The 19,031-nt window shown below is 54.1% G+C and carries 12 protein-coding genes and 3 pseudogenes; 4 read left to right on the forward strand and 11 right to left on the reverse strand.

Features of this window, described 5'->3' with window-relative positions; translation table 11 throughout:
* Positions 1 to 200: 200 nt before the first annotated feature.
* A pseudogene (locus tag E8E91_RS17150) lies at positions 201 to 505 on the forward strand (transposase); the annotation flags it as partial.
* A 457-nt stretch (positions 506 to 962) separates the two neighbouring features.
* Here E8E91_RS17150 and E8E91_RS17155 read toward each other — a convergent pair.
* A complete protein-coding gene (locus E8E91_RS17155; RefSeq protein WP_179060118.1) occupies positions 963 to 1,571 on the reverse strand; it encodes a TetR/AcrR family transcriptional regulator in 609 nt (202 codons plus the stop codon).
* Between the two features lie 304 nt (positions 1,572 to 1,875).
* On the opposite strand from E8E91_RS17155, the gene E8E91_RS17160 reads away from it, so the two are divergent.
* Positions 1,876 to 3,012, forward strand: coding sequence for an LLM class flavin-dependent oxidoreductase (locus tag E8E91_RS17160; protein WP_179060117.1), 1,137 nt, complete (start codon positions 1,876 to 1,878; stop codon positions 3,010 to 3,012).
* Between the two features lie 245 nt (positions 3,013 to 3,257).
* On the opposite strand, the gene E8E91_RS17165 is transcribed toward E8E91_RS17160, so the two are convergent.
* From E8E91_RS17165 to E8E91_RS17180, 4 genes and pseudogenes are all read right to left on the reverse strand, one after another.
* Entirely contained in the window at positions 3,258 to 5,063 is a 1,806-nt protein-coding gene (locus E8E91_RS17165) for an EAL domain-containing protein (RefSeq protein ID WP_179060116.1), read from the reverse strand.
* Positions 5,064 to 5,307: 244 nt separating this feature from the next.
* Positions 5,308 to 5,673: pseudogene (locus tag E8E91_RS17170) on the reverse strand (HNH endonuclease signature motif containing protein); the annotation flags it as partial.
* Positions 5,674 to 6,193: 520 nt separating this feature from the next.
* Positions 6,194 to 7,585 (reverse strand): DEAD/DEAH box helicase family protein, encoded by a 1,392-nt coding sequence (locus E8E91_RS17175; RefSeq protein WP_179060055.1) that lies wholly within the window; start codon positions 7,583 to 7,585, stop codon positions 6,194 to 6,196.
* Positions 7,582 to 8,151 (reverse strand): hypothetical protein, encoded by a 570-nt coding sequence (locus tag E8E91_RS17180; RefSeq protein WP_179060054.1) that lies wholly within the window; start codon positions 8,149 to 8,151, stop codon positions 7,582 to 7,584. Before E8E91_RS17180 ends, E8E91_RS17175 begins: the two co-directional genes overlap by 4 nt.
* A gap of 103 nt (positions 8,152 to 8,254) precedes the next feature.
* Between E8E91_RS17180 and E8E91_RS17185 the strand changes: the two genes are divergently transcribed.
* Positions 8,255 to 8,485, forward strand: a complete 231-nt coding sequence (locus E8E91_RS17185) for a helix-turn-helix transcriptional regulator (protein WP_179060053.1) — start codon at positions 8,255 to 8,257, stop codon at positions 8,483 to 8,485.
* On the opposite strand, the pseudogene E8E91_RS17190 reads toward E8E91_RS17185, so the two are convergent.
* The 5 genes and pseudogenes from E8E91_RS17190 to E8E91_RS17210 all read right to left on the reverse strand — a co-directional run.
* A pseudogene (locus E8E91_RS17190) lies at positions 8,482 to 8,784 on the reverse strand (transposase); the annotation flags it as partial. The gene E8E91_RS17185 and the pseudogene E8E91_RS17190 overlap by 4 nt on opposite strands.
* A gap of 33 nt (positions 8,785 to 8,817) precedes the next feature.
* Positions 8,818 to 10,236, reverse strand: coding sequence for a site-specific integrase (locus tag E8E91_RS17195; RefSeq protein WP_179060052.1), 1,419 nt, complete (start codon positions 10,234 to 10,236; stop codon positions 8,818 to 8,820).
* Entirely contained in the window at positions 10,226 to 10,831 is a 606-nt protein-coding gene (locus E8E91_RS17200; RefSeq protein ID WP_179060051.1) for a hypothetical protein, read from the reverse strand. The genes E8E91_RS17195 and E8E91_RS17200 overlap by 11 nt, the downstream gene beginning before the upstream one ends.
* 4 nt (positions 10,832 to 10,835) lie before the next feature.
* Positions 10,836 to 12,914: an integrase gene (locus E8E91_RS17205; protein WP_179060050.1), complete on the reverse strand. Its 2,079-nt coding sequence runs from the start codon at positions 12,912 to 12,914 to the stop codon at positions 10,836 to 10,838.
* Positions 12,892 to 15,237: a hypothetical protein gene (locus E8E91_RS17210; RefSeq protein ID WP_280358514.1), complete on the reverse strand. Its 2,346-nt coding sequence runs from the start codon at positions 15,235 to 15,237 to the stop codon at positions 12,892 to 12,894. Before E8E91_RS17210 ends, E8E91_RS17205 begins: the two co-directional genes overlap by 23 nt.
* Before the next feature lie 31 nt (positions 15,238 to 15,268).
* Between E8E91_RS17210 and E8E91_RS17215 the strand changes: the two genes are divergently transcribed.
* Positions 15,269 to 15,574 carry a YggL family protein gene (locus E8E91_RS17215; protein ID WP_280366261.1) on the forward strand — a complete coding sequence of 102 codons (306 nt, stop codon included), beginning with the start codon at positions 15,269 to 15,271 and terminating at the stop codon, positions 15,572 to 15,574.
* Between the two features lie 195 nt (positions 15,575 to 15,769).
* On the opposite strand, the gene E8E91_RS17220 is transcribed toward E8E91_RS17215, so the two are convergent.
* Positions 15,770 to 18,724: an HD domain-containing phosphohydrolase gene (locus E8E91_RS17220; protein ID WP_280377201.1), complete on the reverse strand. Its 2,955-nt coding sequence runs from the start codon at positions 18,722 to 18,724 to the stop codon at positions 15,770 to 15,772.
* Between the last annotated feature and the right edge of the window lie 307 nt (positions 18,725 to 19,031).

The following is a 19,031-nucleotide window of genomic DNA, read 5'->3' on the forward strand; positions in this document are numbered from 1 at the left end:
GTGTGGAGCCTTCGTCGAGCACCCTAGCATCGACGTTCCTTTCCGGTCAACGGTGGTGTTGACAGGTGGCGCGTGTCGAAGGGAAGTGAACTCCGATCATTGTCGGTGCCGGATGTGGGGCGAAGCAGGCAGTCGATGGGGCCATTTCTTCGCATTTGCGTTGTACAAGGGCCATCGCTACTCCGCGGCAACAGCTGTAGGCGATCTTGCTGTTCTTCGAACTGCTCGGCGAGTGGTGCTAACGGTTCGCGTCAGTGGCTATGGACATGAACACCGCCTTCGATATGGAAGTGAAATGGCATTGCCCACGCGCGGAGGTGGTATGCGACCTGTTCATGTCTTCGCCCGCCATGGCCGTGAGGTGCTCGACCGGATCCGCGTTGATCAGGCCAATGCCCTGTGCCATGACAAGCCGGCGCACCTAGTGGTCAAGGGCGACCGCTAGTTGCCGCTGCGCAATAAAAGACAACCAGGCTGCGCTGGTCGGCGTGAAGCGCATCTTGAAACCGGAATGCTGTGCCAGACACTCCTTAAGAGGGTGCAGACAAAATCAAGTAATCCATTGGCTCCTACCCGGGGCGAGCCGATGACCAAGGCTGGACGACCGTCGACAATTTCCGCGGAGAAACACCCACTTCTCCTTCAACTGGCCCTGTCACACAAGCTTTCCTGTCAGGCTGAGCCAATGGAGCTTTTCCAGGCGGCTATCGGGATCGCCAGTCACTCCACGACTTTTGAGGCCGTGCTGAAGTTAGCGGGATGGGGGCGGGGCAAGCCCAAGCTCAGGCGTGAGTTCGAGCCACTGCCGCCATGCCGTTCGCGACGGCAAGATCCTGGTATCGACCAGTTTTAATACAATTGGAGTTACTGGTCGTGCTATGTAAGCGCTTAATCCATGATGAAAGTGTGCGAGTGCAATCAAAAGTAAGAACTATCCAGATGTTCCAGGGGTCCATTTAAAGTTATTGGATCTTATTTAAAAACAACGCGTTAAGGACTAAATCCACCATTTTCTCTTGTAATGCTGGGTAACTTTCATGCTCTTCATTTTTTTTGATTGATGTAAAGCAGGCTGTTCCCAGTGTGCCTATCCATAATAATTGAACTGCTTCATGAGCGGGGCAATTCAGGACACCTTCTTCATATAGCCGCGATAGGTCGTTCTCTACCGTCCGCAGCGTTTCCGCAACGGTAGCCGGAGGCTCGCCGGCTAGGATCTGTTGGATAACTATCCTGCACATAAGTGGCTCTTGATGAGCAAAGTGATTAAAAGCGCCCCAGCCGTTTCTCAACCCCTGCTGGGGGCCGCGCTCCTTCGCTCCCTGTTGATAGGCTTCGGCTACTTGCACATAGGTTTCATCAATGGCAGCCCGGTGCAGCCCTGTCAGATCGCCGAAGTAATGATAGATCGTTGGTGCGCCGACCCCTGCCAGGGCGCAGATTGCGCGAGAGCTTGCCCCCTCGCGTCCCTCTGTACTCAGTAGGTGCCGAGCTACCTGCAGCAAGCGCTTCTTCACTTCGAGGGTGTCACTGAGGCGATCCTTAATGCTGGGAGAAACCATCGATTTCATCTGATTAACCTGTGCATAAAATTCAATAAATCCCTGAGCCGATTTGGGTTAATCCTGGTGGGCAAAAGGTATCGTTAGGGCTCTTCCTCCTCGCTCCCGCTCGTGTGGTATTCGGCATCAGGAACGATCTAGGAACGCCAGGGATCCAGCTTAGCGAATGTTGGGGTGACAAGCATTAAAAAGCAATCAACGCGATGGTTGACTGATCAGTATAACGCCGTTATAGTCGCCTCTGCTGGCACCTGCCCGCAGACACAGGCTAATGCCTCCCTTGCCTATTACCCATCTAGAGGAGACAACAATTATGGCAATGGAAACTGGTTTGATCTTTCATCCCTACATGCGTCCTGGCCGGACAGCCAAGCAGACCTTTGATTGGGGCATCCAGAGTGCCGTGCAGGCGGACAGCGTCGGTATCGATTCAATGATGATCTCCGAGCACGCCTCGCAAATATGGGAGAACATCCCCAACCCTGAACTTTTAATCGCCGCTGCAGCCTTGCAAACCAAGAACATTAAGTTCGGGCCTATGGCCCACCTGCTGCCGCATCAGCATCCAGCAAAACTAGCGACCATGATCGGCTGGTTGTCACGCATTCTGGAAGGCCGTTACTTCCTCGGTATTGGTGCTGGCGCCTATCCGCAAGCCTCCTACATGCACGGAATTCGCAACGCCGGCCAGTCCAACACGGCTAGCGGTGGAGACGAAACCAAGGACCTGAACGACATGGTGCGAGAGTCACTGTTCATCATGGAGAAGATCTGGAAGCGTGAGCCGTTCTTCTATGAAGGTAAGTATTGGGATGCGGGGTATCCGGAAGAGCTTGAAGGTGCCGAGGGTGATGAACAGCATAAGCTGGCGGATTTCAGTCCTTGGGGGGGAAAGGCACCTGAGATCGCGGTAACCGGTTTCAGCTACAACTCGCCGTCCATGCGTCTGGCCGGTGAGCGCAACTTCAAGCCGGTTTCGATCTTTTCTGGTCTTGATGCACTGAAGAGACACTGGGAAGTCTATTCCGAAGCGGCCATTAAAGCGGGCCATACCCCGGACCGTTCGCGTCATGCGGTATCCCACACTGTGTTTTGTGCTGAAACCGACAAGGAAGCCAAGCGTTTGGTGATGGAAGGACCGATCGGCTACTGCTTCCAGCACTACCTGATCCCCATCTGGCGTCGTTTCGGCATGATGGATGGGTATGCCAAGGATGCAGGTATCGATCCGGCTAATGCTGATCTTGAATTCTTGGTGGATCACGTCTTCCTGGTCGGTTCGCCCGATACCGTGAAGGAGAAGATCAATGCGCTGTTTGAAGCAACAGGTGGTTGGGGAACGCTACAGGTAGAAGCGCATGATTACTATGATGATCCGGCGCCCTGGTTTCAGTCGCTAGAGTTGATCGCTAAAGAGGTCGCTCCCAAGATTGCGCTTCCTAATCGCTGAATCTAGCGCTAGCAATCTAATCTAATCGTGCCCCCTGAGGCTTCGCCCAGGGGGCTTTTCGATTTGATGTGCTGAGAGTTAGGAGCTACTTACTGCCGCTCGAATGGTGGGCAATATATTTATATAAAAATAATCCATTTTACAGAGATAAGCTTTGCTTTCGAGCCAATTACCACTTCTTCCGATTCTTCGGTTTAAGGGGGGTAACGTCCCGTTTTCAAGCGACTGGATTATCACTTCTCAAATTACTTCCATTTAGAGTGCTCCAGCCAATCTCCGAAAGCTTCCGCAGGCATTGGCGCTCCTATGTAGTAACCTTGAACTACATCGCATCCCATCTTCACGAGACGCTCCCAAGCCTCTTGGTTTTCAACGCCCTCAGCAATTACCTCTAAATTCAATCTGTGCGCTAACTCAATCGTAGAGTGAACAATAGCAGCCGCCTTCGGGTGCTCGGCCATTTGCTTAACGAAAGACTGATCTATCTTAATTGCATCTATCGGCAGATTTTGTAGGTAGCTCAAGCTGGAATAGCCAATTCCAAAATCATCGACAGCAATCTGAGCCCCTGTTCCTTTCAATTTCCGCAGTGTTTCTAGCGCATTAGCTGGGTCCTCCATGAGCGCACTTTCAGTAACCTCAAACTGTATCCAATTCGATTTCGCCCCCCAAGTCGCCATCAAACCTTCGATCTTGGTGACTAGCCTGGTGTCGCATAAGTCTTGCGCCGAAAGATTTATGGAAAGCGGAATGTTTAAACCTGACTCATTCCATGCAAAGCATTGTCTAAATGCAGCTTCGAGAACCCAAAAGGTGAGTGTAGTAATCAGTCCGGTGAATTCAGCAAGTGTCACAAACTCGCTGGGAGGCACCATGCCCCGAACCGGATGCCGCCAACGCACTAGTGCCTCAGCTCCACATAGATACGAGCAAGCTAAACTGAATTTAGGCTGGCAATAGAGTATTAGCTGGCCAAGCTTGATCGCTTCACGCAAGTCCGACGTCAGTAATAACCGGTTGGTGCATGCCTCATCAAGGCTATGCGCGAATACCACATAGTCGCGTCCTGTGCGCCTCGCCTCGGACATAGCAGCTCGTGCATGCCTAAATAATGCATCCGGCTCAACACCATGGCCGGGGAACAACGCAATTCCTATCGTCACCCTTGTATAGTGGGTTAGCCCAGAAGAGTCAGGCGCACAATGAAATAATGCATTAAGCTTTTGCGCCATTTGAATAGCGCATTCTGCGTCCGCATGAGGATAAAGAATAGCAAATTCGGCCTCGCCTACGCGAGAAACAAATCCACTCGAGAGTATTGTCGCGCAGAGCTGGTTGGCAATCTCCTGTAGTAACTTGTCTCCCTGTATGTGTCCAAAGGTGTCCTTGATTTCGTGGTAATTTTTGGCCTTTAGAAGCAATACTGCGAGCGGGCGATTTTTCTCTCTGAACTCTATAATGGCTGACTTGATTTTTTCATAAAACATCTCTCGATTAGGTAGTCCGGTAAGTGAGTCGTAGTAAGCCATTTGATGAATTTTTTTTTCTGCAGCTTGATGCTTTGCACGTATGCGCAAATTTTCTATCCCGAACGCCAGATCATCAGCCAACTCGCCTAACAAAGAAACTTCAGACTCATCAAATACTTCAGGTTCGGTAGCAGTGATGCACAGAGATCCTACGACAACTGAATCTACCCGCAATGGAAAGGCAGTAACCGATCCATAACCAAGACGAACCATGTCTTCGCGCCATTTAGCGTGGTCAGGGTCGGTAAGAAGATTGCGGCCGACACAGGCTTTACCTGTAATGACAGCGATAGCTGCGGCTCCTCCCCTTTCTGGATTTGCCCACGAAAGCGAAATGCTTTTAAAAAATTCAGCCTCCTGAAGGCTATGTGAAGAGCTGAGTGCATACGCCATATGAACTAGGGGATAGCCATCGTCGTTTAGCGCACTCCAAACACCGGCATAGCGATAATAGCCTTTTCCTACTATTACGCGGCACATGCCGCTCAGTAGTTCTTGCTCATTTGAGCAGCGCAGAAGCATACGATTGCCTGCACTAAGGGTCTCGAGCGTTCGGTTAAGTCGCTCCAACTCCCGAAGACTGCAGCCTGCCTCCGCTGCCACTGAGGCACCATCTGCGCGAGTGTCTTTGCTAGGGGTAGCCATTAGAGATTGACCCTAAGGGAATACACTCAGCTTAGACCCGTATGTAGCCCCTGCTACGTATCGATCGGCCGCCGCTCGTCATCAGCTTTCATTGCATCCGCAAAGACCTGGACTGAAGCAAGAGGCGGATACGTTCGAGGTAGGCTTGATGCAGGCCACTCAAGTCATTTTCCGGGTAGCCATCCGCGTCACGATCAATCTTCTTGTGACAGCTTGGGCAGAGGAGCATGAGGTTGGCGCTGTCGTTGGTGAGCCCCTGCGCCTTTGCTTCGTCATGGTCCTTACGCCCCCGCGGACCTTGGGGGCTGGCCGGTAGGATGTGGGCTACCTCGCCCCACTTCATTGGCTTGCCTGCGCGGTAGTCGAATGTGAGATCGGTGCCGCATAGCTCGCAGTGACCGGCAGCCTGAGTCCAGACGATTCGTTTCGTTTCGTCGTTGGTGTCGTACCGCCCATTTGGGGGCTTGGTCTTTCGTTGTTTGTCCAATTCGGCGTACCCCCTGGTACATCGATGATCCTGGCTTGTGATAGCCAGGCGGAATCAAACTGAGGTTGTAAGTTACACGGGAAGGTGACGGCTGCTTTTCCCCCAAGCCGGAACTGTCCCGCCAGTAAAAAGGGCCAGCGAGCAATGCTCGCCGGCCCTGTTGTTTACTCTTTGCTGCCCTCTATTCCTTCGGGGCCAATGGTCTCGACCTAACAGCGAAAGCCAGCCTTGGATGGCTGTCGCCGCTGCCTCCCCTGGCAGCGGCTATGCACCGTCTCGGTGCATTCGTTTCAACATTCAGTGAAAAAGTTTCAGTGTTTGTTGAAAAACTACGCGAGATAGCTTTGATCCCAGCTCAGTGCGCCGTAGGTCTAGTACTCGATGACGCGAGTTTCGAAGAAGTTCTTCTCTTTCTGGCCCGATTCTGTCCAGCCTTCTCATGGGTGAGCATCTCACTGACCTGGTCCTTGGCAAGCTCGATGGCCTCTGCGTTTAATTTGATTCCGTTACCAATCGGCCGTCAAAAGCAAGCCACCAACAGCTGCCGGTAGTGCTGCGAGAAGCTGATTTGATAGCTTGGCTCAGCGGCGAAATCACCCAACGAGGAGATGCCTACCGAACCTGTCCCAAGACCCTGCCCACTCTCAGTACCACTGCTGCCATCGACATAGTTAGCGGTAGCCAGCCCGCCAGACGTAATGCCGGGTGTAGAAGTAGGCGTATGAACCTGACTCAGCACCGCCAGATCATCCGGTAGATCATCTGCAATGCGCTCCGCAAAGCGCTGGAGCGTGGGCTCCGCGAGCATGAATAGCCAGGCCTTGTCATCGGGCTCGCCTATACGCCGCAGCACCCGTCCCAACACTTGCCGGTAGTGCAGCTCGGTTCGGATGCGGCTGAGGTAGCAGCACACCTGCAAGCGGGGGATGTCTGTGCCTTCGCTGATCATTCCCACGGCGACGATCCAACGGCAGTCGCTGTGCTTGAAGTTATTGATCACCTGCTGGGCATCCGGGGTTCGGTTGGTTACGACCCGGCAACTTTCTCCCCTGGATTTTAGGGTCTGGGCAATCTGATGGGCATGCTCGATATCGGTGGCGACCACCAGGCCAGCAGCATCCGGCTTGATTCGGCGAAGCTCATCCAACCTTTCGCATCCCAGGCCGAGCAGTTGATCGATCACCTCGTCATGGCGAAGCAGGTCTTCATAGGTGACGGGGGATTCCTCCAATAGCTTGACAATGCTGGGAAAGTGCCTGGCGAGGCTCTCGGCCCCCAACTCTTCCGTAAGCTTCACCTTCTGGTTGTCGAGGAGGACGATGCGAGGCGAACGGCACACCCCGTCCGCAATGGCCTCCTTCAAGCCATAGCGATAGTCACAGATCAGGTGCCCCTCGGGAGAGGAGTATCGCGCGAGGGCAATAGCACGGTCGTCCGAGCGCCATGGAGTGCCGGAAAGGGCCAGGGTGAAAGCGGCACGATCCTGGATCCGTTGCAGGATCTGCTGTCCCCAGGCGTTGCTCAGGAGCGGATCATGACCGGCGCAATGGTGGATTTCGTCGAAGACGACAAATACGCGGTAGTCGTCGAGGAGGCGCCAGAATGCCTCGTCTCGGTACTCCATGGCTTGGTAGGTGTACGCGCCACCCAAAGCGCCAAGCAAGCCGTCCAAGCGTCCGCCAAGCACCGATGAAAAGGTCGAGCGAAAGCCGTCCACCACCTGGCACGACGGAGCAAAGCAGAGCACCAGATCGATCAAGCCTTGCTCCCGCAGGCGCCGGGCCAGCTCCGCTGCCATGCGAGTTTTGCCGGCGCCCGGTGTTGCCTGGCAGAAGAAATGCGGCGTGGAAATGAAGTGCTCGAGCGCCGTTTCAATACAGCGACGCTGCCAATTTCTCAGGGATGACGTCATCGCGAAGTAGTAAGTGTCTTGAGCGTCTTCTCGACGGCACGGAGGTGTCCCAAGAGGCGCGAGCTGCGGTCCATGGCTTCCAAATACTCGCCTTCGACCTTTTCCCGCAGATCCGGCATGTCATCAAGTAACTGCTTGAATCGCTCCGCCTCGCCCATGGCGGACAGGAAGTCGAGCCGGATCTCCTTGAGGAGCGTTTCCAGGTGCTGCTCCGCGTCGAATGAAGGTCTAGGCGGCTCAAGCACTGGCGGCGCCTGCCTTGGTTCGCTGAGGCTATTCTCGAACCCGTTGTCTACTAGCTCGAGTTGCAAATGTGCCGGGATTGGTTGCAGGTGGTAGACCTGCCCGCGCGTGCGGCGCTCTTCGTCAAGCACGAGCCAGCCTACCCGCAGCATTCGGCGGATCTGCTTATACACATATCGGCGCACATTGCCGAGACGAAAGGTCATGCCCTCCAAGCGCTTGGCATAGGCATCCCGCAGGTCACGAGTCGTGAATTGCGTGCGCCCTTCCTCCTGAAGCAGCTGATACAGCCGCCTATCGAAGATGAACGAGGCAGATCTCATGCGGGCACCCACGGGGTCGTAGCGTAAAAATGCGGATTATAGTCCGTGGTTTGTGCGTCGGCAAACGCAGGATAGTGCCGCCTCAAGTGGAGTTGAGGCGGTCATGGATCAGTTGGCGAAAGCGTTGGGGACACGCATTCGGACGCAGAGAAAGTCCTGCCGGATTTCCCAGGACGCATTGGCACTGGCCTGCAGCATTGACCGCAGCTATATGGGACGCATCGAGCGTGGTGAAGTGAATATCACCGTCGAGAAGCTATACCGTATCGCCAGCGTGCTGGCGTGCGATCCAGCCACTCTTCTGCCTCAGGTGACAGAACTGCAGGCCAACTAATCGTTACGGGAATTCAAGAAAGCCCAAGGCTGACTTTCTTGTGGAAGCTCTTCCACCTTTCCGGCAAGCAGTGACTTTATCTTCTCTTGGCTGGCTCGCCATTCCGCAGCAAATTCCTCCGGAGTGAGATCGCCAATCGTGCGGTGCGGTCGGTGTTCGTTGTAATCCCGTCGCTACGCCGCGGTGCGAATTCTGGATTTTGCCAGCGAACAGAATCGTGGCTCGTTGAGGCATTCATCCTGGTACTCGCCGTTGAAAGACTCGATGAAGGCATTCTGCGTGGGATTGCCAGGCTGAATTGGCCATCAGTTTGACGGCGCGTTGAGAGGGCCTTACACAGTCTTAAGGTCACTATCCATTGCCGCTGTGAGGGACTCCTCGCGCTCGATGTATTTTTCTTTGCTGATTTTGCCGGCCTTGAAATCCTGAAGAAGGCGTTTTCTTCGGCGCTCGTAGACTTCATAACGTCGGGCGATTTCGACGTTGTGGATGAGTTGCTCGAATTTGGATTTGACCCTGAAAGCGGCGTCTACATAGTCAAGCAAGCTTTCTAGCGTTGCATGGCCGCTCATGGACATCGCTCGCTCGGCCAGCATCTTATTGGTCATCAGCGTTTGTCTGAATGAGTCGGTGCTTAGCGCCTGTGTTTCAGCAATGAGGTTGGCGACAATGTTGGTACAAAAGGCGTGTCTAAAGAGGTGTGCACAAGCTTGTTCCTCAATGCCAGCTGCGCGTCGGATTATTGAAAATTCGGTCGTCAGCGTGTCTGCCCCTAAAGGGCGTCCGCCGCGCTCGGTAACAAACAGGAAGCCGTGATCTGGAATGCCCTTAAATCGTTTCATGATTTCGCGGCGATCGCCGCGAATATATGTCAAGAGATCCTCAATCAGGGGAGGGCTCAGCTCTAACTCGCGCGTCAGGCCAGTCTCTCCTCGCTTTAAAGTGGTGATGGTAATTATGTGTTTTTTTTTCTTGCTGGCGGCTAATACCTGGGCAACGGTAATAGGCTGAATTTCGCCTCGTCGCGCACCAAGTTCCTCAAACAAGGAAATCATCAAGTGCCGACGATTGCATAGAAATTCTGAGTTGGATATCTCATCAACTGCATAGCGCAACTTTTCAATGCTCGCCTCGCCAATAGGCTTGCGAGTCTTTTTGGCGCTGGCCGTCCTGAAAGATCTATGGTGGACGCTGGAGCGTTTGAAGGATTTTCCGTTTCGATAGGCAGTTGAATCGACCATTTTTATAGCAATGGTTCCACCAATGCCAACGAAATTATGCAGCTGGTTCATTTCTCCAACGTGTGATAGAAAGTTCAAGCACCTTTTGCCAATGCTGGAAATTGTGCGCTCATTTCTCTTGAGTTGGCTTGGGTTGTTGAGTTTGGTCTCCTTGCGGAGCCCATCGATGAACTCACAAAAATCGTCGTCCGAAAGAGAAATGAAATTGAGTTTGTTGTAGTAGCAGAACCTGATCAAATGGCTAATCTGACCCGCGTACTCTCCAAATGTACCACCTTTGCTTCCGAGTCTTGACGGGCCGTTCCCGCCTCGGCCGGATTGCATACGGATTCTAATCATGTAGGCATTTGCTTGCAGGCATGGTGATCCATCCGGCCATGTCATGAAGGGCATGTTGCTGCCGTCAAGCGTTCGGAGCGTGTCCTGCGTTAAATAGTCGTAGAGTCTTAATATAGGAATAGGTTTAAAAAGTTGAGCTGATTCAGGATACTCAACGATTCTATTTTTCATTGGGCACCGACTGCAAATGCTTTTTCATGGACAGAATAGTGATGTCGTCGAAAGGTGCAGGATTCAAATTTAAAATCTTGATGATCCGATTGATCGCGTCGTTAATCCTTTTTTGTCGAAGACCTGTGCTGGGGGTATCGGATATTGTGATTAGATCCCTTCGGTTAACCTCCAGTGCCTGTATTAGAACCATGTTAACTGCATGGAGTGTGGCGACAGATTTCTTAAGTTCCTCAATCTGATCCTCCAATGCAGAACGGGTCTTCTTCTTAGGGGTGGTCAAATCTTCGCTAAATTTTCGTATTGCCGCCTGTGCTTGCACTCGAAGCTTATCCAGGTGCTGAAAATTTATATCAGAGGAATTGTCGGAGAGCCTTTTCTTGAGAGTGTTAAGGCTTATTGGTCGAATTGCTAGCTGTTCATCCTGTACGGTGAAATCCAGATCGAGGGCGCAGAGATTTCCCTGGCTCTTCAGTGCGTTAAAAACCTGTTTATTTTCGACATAGCTCCCTGGGGAGTACGCTATGTCTGAAAGTAATTTAAAAATGTTCCCAATAGATTGGTCGATCAACTCGCGCTTAGGCAATGTGCTCATTGTTTTAGCTGACAATAAATAGGACTTTCATGGATTTGCCGTTTTCATCGTTGAAGAATTGCGGCTCAATCCGGACTTTACCTTCTTCAAGCATCGCCGAAAGGTAATCTTCGATTTTCTGCTCGTCTACCAATGAAAATTTAGAGGTGCCGAATTCCGCAAACAGCAAATCTTGCAAATTTTGATAGTTTTCCAACCGCTCCTGTTTAGCAAGTTCAGCGAAATAGCGGGCGCCCGCTCCCCTGATATCTTTGGGCTCCAGACATTCAGTCAGGTAGTGCCAAACGTGCTCGATGTCGCGGTGGCCAAGCATCCAGCGAAGGGTATCCAACTCGCCGAAGCTATTCGTGTAGAAGAACATGATGGCGAAAAAGCGGCGTAGTTGGTGTTGGCGTACGTAGTAGCGCTCCCCAGCAGCGTTAATATCGCTTTCGAAGTAGTCACAGGCCAAGTCCAGATTGCGATGGTACAGGTGCAGTGTGCAGTCCTGCAGTCCTTTGAGTCCCCGCAACCATGGAGTCGCGAACAAGTTGGTCAGGTCGCTTATAACTCCAAGGCGTTTAAGTATCATTTGAAAGCGGCGCAGTTCCTCAATCATTTCGACGGCAATGGCATCGATAGGCCGAGACTCACGCTGCCGAATCCCCAAGGCTTTGTGGGTGGATTTCGCTAGGTTGAAGACAAGCCATGATTTGCTTTCGTCCAAGCATCTCGAGGCGTCTAGAGTGACCAACTCGTCAATGCGCCGCGCCATGAGCATCCCAACGGCCAACTGGACACTGCCCAGGTAGACACTCACCAACTCAAGCAGTCCATGGTTGGCGCGTAAGTGCTGGAAGTATTGCTTTGCGCCACCTTTTCGAGGAGATTTATTACTACGGTAACTCGAAAGGCCTAACTTTTTAACGCCGAAGCTGACAAGTTCCGGGCCGATAATCCTCAAAAAGTCCGCCTCGGGTAGGCGGGTCATTGCGAGATTCTGTCTGTGGCAATGCGCTGCTACTCTGATGAAGCCGTTTAGGACCTTCCTTCCATGTTCGACATGAAAATCTATACTGCAACGGAAGAGCTTTAGCAGGTTGCTCGCAGGCACACTTCTGTACCGGGAAGCCTCGTTGAGTTTTGGAATGTACTCTATGATGGTGTGAGTATCTGAGGGAGCCGGCAACCCCAATGTGCTGAGCGCTGCGCTATTCACGAGTGCATACCGATAGTAAAAGTACGCGGTGTCTATAAGGTGTTCGGATTCACCTGTGGTTACTTTGACTTTCGGATATTCGCGCTTATACCTGGTTTCGCTGGGATAGAAGCTTAGTACTTCGAGAGACGATTTTGGCGTCTGCCGCCCGTAGATCGTGTCTGGATAGACGCTTTCCGAAAGTAATTTAGTATTTACCTTAAAGCCCTGGCAGTGGGTTCCGTAGTACAAATTAGCTTTCATGAGCGCCGCACGAATCATCGGGATCTCAGCTACGGTGATATTGAGTTTAAGATCTTCACATTCATCATCGTTAACCTCCAGCATACTTGGATACTTAGCAAAAAAATCCTCGGCCTCGCTGTAGATTATATTGCTCAGTTGGGCATTACAGAAAGCGGATGCGCGTTCATGCCATGCATAAACGGACTCTTCAGCCCGTGGGGAGGAGGCCAAATGGTTGAGAATTCCTTTCAATTCATCGGCGTTCAAGGCGCCAAGGCCGAATTGGATAAGACTAAGGCTTTGAGCATGGATTAACAGATAGTCAATGATTTTTAATATGAATGAAAGGCGCGTTTTTAGGGACGCTGGCGCGAGTGTGGCAAACTCGTCGTTGACTCCCGTCGTGCCAATGATGAGCAGGTGCTTCAATGACCGGAGTAGTACCTCGTTGTTGTCGTCAGTTAATAGGCTGCCATCCCCAAGACGTACACTCCAATCAAGTTCGTATAATTTCTTTTTGTTAATATAAATTGACCAAAGAGTCTCATCGAAGTCACTGAGCAGCCAAGGTGCTGACGTATGAGGCGATAGTTCTGTTACCCCAAACTCATCGAGGAATTCATACCCCGTGCTAGATTCACGCCCAGTGAGCAGGGACATAGATCAATTTCTCCATTTTTTTTGCGTCGATCAGCTTCAATGCAGCATTCAGGTGTTTTTTCAGTAGACGGTTAGATCCTTTTTTGATTTCTGTCTTGATTTTGTCTGCAAACGACGCCCAGTATTCTGCTTTTCCGCATACGCGGGCCCGGTCGGTGGAGGCTGTGACTGCCACTTCGAGTGAGAGCAGAGAAGCCAGGAACGGCACGCCGATAGAGAGTACAGCCTCACTGGTCTCGGTATTTTCCCATTGTTCTGTGCGTTCAGGGTCGGAGGCCTGGGACGGAATCTCTTTGATTCGGTGGTTGGCCAGAAAGTCATCTAACTCATTCATGGTATTGAATTGCGTCGCCCGAAGGAGGTTCGGGCTATCTTTCATCGCTTCACAAACAAGAGCTTTCTGAAAGATTCGGATCCACCGAGCTTTGATAAATGCTAGTAACGCATCCGGAAGGTAGTGGCTGAGAAGATCTGGATAGTAACGCTCATGGCCGAGGGCCTTAGACATGGCCTCGCTACTTTTGGTCTGAATAAATATTTCAACTGCCCTAGATGTCCGTATCTTGGTCAGTCGCACCCGTTTGATGAACTCGATCAACTCGTCTGCTGGCAGGTCGCTGTGGGGACTAAATTGTGCGATTAGTTGTTCGCGCAACTTAGGATTTCCAAGAAATTTATGCTTGTTCCAGTACGTTACATTGGCCCGCCGAACTCGATCAAAGGCTGTGCCTGACGTGATAAATAGGTAGCGATAGCTGTCATCTCCTTGGGCACGAAGCTTTCTCCGGCATACGCTAGTTATTTCGATGATGTCCTTAACTGTTTGGAAAGAAATGTCATTGAGTTTGATTACCTGCTCCCGCATATCTGATCTTTTGCGGTTTTTGTATCCAGTGAGTAAACGCTTCTCTTCGTCAAATCCCGTCAATTGACCTTGCTCATTATAAAGCTCGAAACTCCGTAGAAATTCGGTCGTGATTTCAGGATGCTCAAGCACCAATAAGCACTGAAGCGGGAACAGGCTTCCTGTCACGGGGTATCCGTAATAGTTGGCAAGTTCTGAGCCACTGCAGTTTTCGCCAGTGACCCAATAATGGACTTTGCAGAGGAACGCAGGTGGCACTTCGGAACTGGTGGCCTCCAGTGTCGCGCAGACGTCGGCCAGCGTATATTTTTTCGCGGTACTTGAACCTTTGCACTCTATAATCGGATTGCCTTTCTGAGCTAGCAGGACACGACGAGCTTGTCGGGATTTAAGGTCTGCAGCCTGATGGGCTGCCCAGCCACGAACCGTGGCTAGGTCGTTCTTAATGTGGAAGAAGAGGACCTCAACGGCTTCAGAGTCGGTTACGTGAAGGGGAATGCTCGTAAGTAGTTTCTCTTGGACAAGCAGCCCGTCTTCGCACTCTTTTAGTTTGGTTTCAGATCCACGTTTGGTTGACGATGGTGGCTTCTTGATAGGCTTCGAGAGGTTTGCCCATACCCCTGTTTTGCATAGGCATACCTCAACCGTGCTTACAAACGTGTTCCAGCTTTTGATTTGTGATTTTGCGTCCTTCTGGGCCTTCTCTGCCTTGGTGAAGTGAGCAATCGTGAAGGCTTGCATGAAGCTTTTCACGCCTTCTTCGGTATTAAAGGTCCTCCGTGGCCACCTGGTTTGGTGCTCGCCGAGGTAGTCGAACATGTCATTCCATTCGTTGTGAAATGAGGCAGGTCGGCCACGGAAGTCTTTTTCAACCTCTGCGAAGATGGCCTCTACAAATTTCCTTCCATAAGGGACTACGAGCTGGCCGAGCCGCAGGTACACGCCACGTTTGTGCGGGCTTTGGATTGCCCAGCCCTTCCAGTACCAACGTTTGTCATCACTAGTCGAAGCAATCCTCGCGCACACGGCTGGGTCTGGTTTGAACAGGGAGATGTCCCAAGCTAAAGCGTGAGCGCCAGAAACTCGCGCTCGTGCCGAGGTGAGCGACTGGTAGAGACGACGGCAAATTCCGACGTTCCGTGGTCCCGATTGCTCCAATAGAGCATTGCCTGCCATCGCGGCGCAGAACCCTTGCATGATTGCCTCAATGGCTGAGCTTCTGAGCGTTTCCATGGTGATTCGCAGGCCGGCAATGTCGCAGTAGGCCTCCAACAGCTGCAGGGGAACACTGATGCTGTGGTGACTCGTGCCGAAGGATCGTTGGTGGAGCGAAGCCCCATGGTTAATAAGATTCGCCACTTCTGGGTCGATTGCAGCGAGAGGATGAGAGCGGATGGCCCGGGTGTCTTTGATAATTGTCATTTTTATTGAGTTGCCGTGGCGGTCTGAATGGCCCATTCCAGGGGCGTTGAAAAAATAATGACAAAGGTTGCTAAATAGTCAAATCGCGGAACTGGGCTTCGAACTCACCCTCAGCTACAAGGAGGGTCTGAATCCGGAAGCGGTTTCGGTGTTCTTCGAGCGTTTCATCGACGAAGCGATCGAAAGCAACGGCCTGGGCTTCATCGGTGCCGAGGACTACGGTTTCGTTTGCCTTGGCAAGCGTGGTTCGGTAAACGCCGACCAGCGTACCCAGGTGGAAGCCTGGCTGCAGAAGGGCCACGCCGAACTGGCCGGCTCCACCGTCAGCCCGCTGATCGACGTGTGGTACCCGGAGAATCCGGTCAACGCCTGAGTGCGATGACGGAATAAAGAAGGGCGCCTGTTGGCGCCCTTCTTTGTTGCCTGCAAATTGCTGTAGGGGCGATTTCAATCGCCAAGCAGACCACAGGTCTGCCTGCCGCTTCGCCAGGCGCAGCTTCGCCGCCCTTGGCGAATAGATTCCCCCTACAAGGGGGGGGCCGCCTCGATCGATCCGTACGCGGGCGGCTCAAGCCAAACCCGCTTTCGCCAACACCGCCTTCTCATCCACCTGGTCGACCTGCTCCGGCTTCAGGAAGCGCCTGGCGTAGTCCATGTACACCCCGGAACGGATGAACAGGCCGAACAGGTCGGGGTCGATGTGGGCGCCGCGGCACATGCCGGTCATGATTCCCAGTGCTTCGGAGAGGGTCTTGCCCTTTTTGTAGGGGCGGTCAACCGCCGTCAGTGCTTCGAAGATGTCGGCGATGGCCATCATCCGCGCTGGAAGGCTCATTTCTTCCCGGGTCAGGCGCTTCGGGTAGCCGGTACCGTCCATCTTCTCGTGATGCCCACCGGCGATCTCCGCCACGTTCGCCAGATGCGCGGGGAAGGGCAGGTGGTTGAGCATCAGGATGGTCTGCACGATGTGGTGGTTGATGATGTAGCGCTCTTCATCGGTCAGGGTGCCGCGGCTGACGGATAGGTTGTGCAGTTCGCCCCGGTTGAACTTGTATTCGGGAACCTGCAGCTTAAAGCCCCAGGGGTTGTCCGGTGGCATCAGTTCGGTGGCGGGTCGCTCGAAGAGATGATCGGGCCGGTCGGCCAGCAGGTTTTCCTCCACCGGCAACGATTGCGGCGGCGTACGCGACAGGCGCTGTGCCTCTTCCCAGGACACGCCCAGGCGGTTGTCCAGGGTGCGGGTCCAGGTGCGTGCGGCGATGCCTTTCAGGCGTTCCTGGTCGGCTTCGGCCATGGCTTCACCACCCAGGTTGCAGCGGGCGATGAAGGCGAAGTCGTCGTCCAGCGCGGTTAGTTCCGCGTCCCGCAGCCGCGCCTGTTCATTCTCCTCGGCGCCCTGGGCCAGGGCCTGCCAGTAGTGCACCCAGGCGTCGCGCTTGAGCACCTCGAAGCGGGTGCGGATTTCATGGATGCGGTCGTTCAGGGTTTCCAGCTTGGTGGCCTTGTCCACCACGTACTCGGGAGTGGTCACCTTGCCGCAATCGTGCAGCCAGGCGGCGATGTGCAGGGCTTCCCATTCTTCGTCCGTGGGTTGGAAGCCACGGAATGCCGTCTCGTTGCTGGCGGCGGCAGCACGGGCCAGCATCAGCGTGATTTCCGGTACGCGCTGGCAGTGGCCACCGGTGTAGGGGCTCTTGGCGTCGATGGCGCCGGCCATCAGCTGGATGAAGGCGTCCAGCAACTGCTTCTGTTTCTCCAGCAGGCGCTGGCTTTCGATGCACAGCGCGGCGACGCCGGAGATGGCCTCGACGAAGGCGATGCGTTCCGGCCTGAGGATGGCGGGGCGAGATTCCTTGCCCGTGTCGCGGTGCAAGAGGACCAGCACACCAATGGTGATTCCCTGGCGGTTATGCAGGCCGGTGCTGACCAGGTGTATCCGCGGGCTTTCCAGGGTCTGCAGCAGATCCCGATAGGCGCCGGCCTGGTCATAGCCGAACGAGCACACCTGGCTGGGGCCACCGTGGGACGGCAGGTCGAGCCAGTGCGGCAAGGCCGGACTTTCCAGGCCGAAGCCGCGGATGCCGTGGGCTTCCAGATCCTGCTCCTGGTCGTTGAGGAACAGACCGTGGGGTTCCAGGCGGCCCTTCTGGTTGTCGATCAGGTAGAGCAGGCCGCCGGAGGCTTCGCTGATGTCGATGGTTTCGTCCAGGACGCGGCGTAGCAGGTTGTCGAAGCGGTTCTCCGCCGAGAGGCTGGATGCGATCTCCAGGAAGCTGGAAATGGTTTCCTTCATCCGTGCCATGGAGACCGCCAGTTGGTCCACCTCCAGTACTGGCGAGCGTCCCATGGCGGGCAAGTTGAAATTGAAGCTGCGGATGGCTTCAGCCTGGACGACCAGCGCCCGCAGCGGCTTCACCACGATGCGCGAAAGCAGGACGCCCAGCGGGATGCACAGCAGCAGGATGGCCAGCGTCAGCATCGCGCCCTGCCAGCGGATGCGATAGGCATCGTCCAGCAGTTCGTCTTCGGGGGCGAGGATGGCCAGTTGCAGGCCTTTGGGCCCGCCTTCGGCGAGATGCTGGCGCGCGATCACCCAGCGGCGATCACCGATTTCCGCGCTGGTGCGCAGGTCTTCCTGCCCAGCGAGACCGATCAGGGCAGCGAGCGGCGGGCTGAAGTCCTTCACCTCGCCCAGTTCGGGCGCGCCATTGATGCGTTTGACCAGCTTGCTGGTGTCGGGGTAGGCAACCGCACGGCCGTCGGCCTGGTACAGGACCACTTCGGTTGAGGGTGTGACCCGGTGGCTGGCCAGCGTGGCCGACAGGTCATCCAGGGTCAGGTCGGCGCCTATCACCGCATCGCTGCCGCCGGGGCGTGCCAGGGTCGTGCCGACGGCGCCGCTGGAGAAGAACACATAGGGGGCCGTGGTGATCGGTTCATCCTGCTCCAGCGCGCCGTAGAACCAGGGCCGGCTGCGTGGATCGTAGCGCTCCTTCAGTTCCTGGCGGCGGACGATCTCATTGAGCTGGCCGTCGAAGAAGAAGGTCAGTGAACGGGCACGGCTCAGGTTGTCCCGCTCGATGCTCCATACCTGATAAACCGCGTTCGGTGGGGCATTGAAGGTCTTTTTCAGCGTGTCGTTGCGAAGGTGGCGGACCATGAAGAAGTCGCCATCGTCATAGCCGACGTACAGCGCCGCCAGCTTGGGATTGTCATGCAGGGCCTGGGTAAGCGGTCTTAGCAGGATGTCCAGGCGGTCGAAGCTGTTCAGACGCTGGTTGGTTCCACCCAGGGCCAGCAGGTTGAGCAAGTGGTAGATGGGTTGGTAGGTCTGCTGCAGGTCGGTTTCCACCTCCTGGCTGATGCGGCCGAAGAGCTCATCGCTGCTGGAAAGGATGATCTGGCTGGTCTGGCGATAGTTGAACAGGCCCAGAACCACTCCGGTGAACAGCAGAAGCAGGGTGAAGAGCGCACTGATATGGACGTGCAGCGGAAAGCGACGCTCAGCAAACTTTTGAGGCATTGCAGCAGCTCCTTAACCCCATCCCTGAGGGGCTACAGGAGCATAGATGAGGCTTGTGACGCCCGTCGTGCAATTTGCCATGGGGCAGGGGCTGTCGGCCGGCGCGGCGGGAAAGGCTGGAAATGGCGAAGCGCCGCCTTGCTCGGGAGCAAGGGTGGCCGTGGATATGACCGTCATCTGCCGGGAATCGAGCATGTATTGCCGCCGAAATCAGTTCTCCCCTGTAGGAGGAAACGCAAGGTGAGGTAGGTCGATTCCTGAAAGCTGTGCCCTGTCTGTTTCAGGGGTCGACAGTGCAGGTCGCTTC

The sequence above is a fragment of the Pseudomonas sp. BN515 genome, from assembly GCF_029873155.1.
GTDB lineage: Bacteria > Pseudomonadota > Gammaproteobacteria > Pseudomonadales > Pseudomonadaceae > Metapseudomonas.

What these genes read in the sequence shown, in the direction of transcription:
- E8E91_RS17155 (WP_179060118.1), bottom strand. Translation starts at nt 1,571, where the DNA reads ATGAAATCGATGGTTTCTCCCAGCATTAAGGATCGCCTCAGTGACACC.
- E8E91_RS17160 (WP_179060117.1), top strand. Translation starts at nt 1,876, where the DNA reads ATGGCAATGGAAACTGGTTTGATCTTTCATCCCTACATGCGTCCTGGC.
- E8E91_RS17165 (WP_179060116.1), bottom strand. Translation starts at nt 5,063, where the DNA reads ATGCTTCTGCGCTGCTCAAATGAGCAAGAACTACTGAGCGGCATGTGC.
- E8E91_RS17175 (WP_179060055.1), bottom strand. Translation starts at nt 7,585, where the DNA reads ATGACGTCATCCCTGAGAAATTGGCAGCGTCGCTGTATTGAAACGGCG.
- E8E91_RS17180 (WP_179060054.1), bottom strand. Translation starts at nt 8,151, where the DNA reads ATGAGATCTGCCTCGTTCATCTTCGATAGGCGGCTGTATCAGCTGCTT.
- E8E91_RS17185 (WP_179060053.1), top strand. Translation starts at nt 8,255, where the DNA reads ATGGATCAGTTGGCGAAAGCGTTGGGGACACGCATTCGGACGCAGAGA.
- E8E91_RS17195 (WP_179060052.1), bottom strand. Translation starts at nt 10,236, where the DNA reads ATGAAAAATAGAATCGTTGAGTATCCTGAATCAGCTCAACTTTTTAAA.
- E8E91_RS17200 (WP_179060051.1), bottom strand. Translation starts at nt 10,831, where the DNA reads ATGAGCACATTGCCTAAGCGCGAGTTGATCGACCAATCTATTGGGAAC.
- E8E91_RS17205 (WP_179060050.1), bottom strand. Translation starts at nt 12,914, where the DNA reads ATGTCCCTGCTCACTGGGCGTGAATCTAGCACGGGGTATGAATTCCTC.
- E8E91_RS17210 (WP_280358514.1), bottom strand. Translation starts at nt 15,237, where the DNA reads ATGGGCCATTCAGACCGCCACGGCAACTCAATAAAAATGACAATTATC.
- E8E91_RS17220 (WP_280377201.1), bottom strand. Translation starts at nt 18,724, where the DNA reads ATGCCTCAAAAGTTTGCTGAGCGTCGCTTTCCGCTGCACGTCCATATC.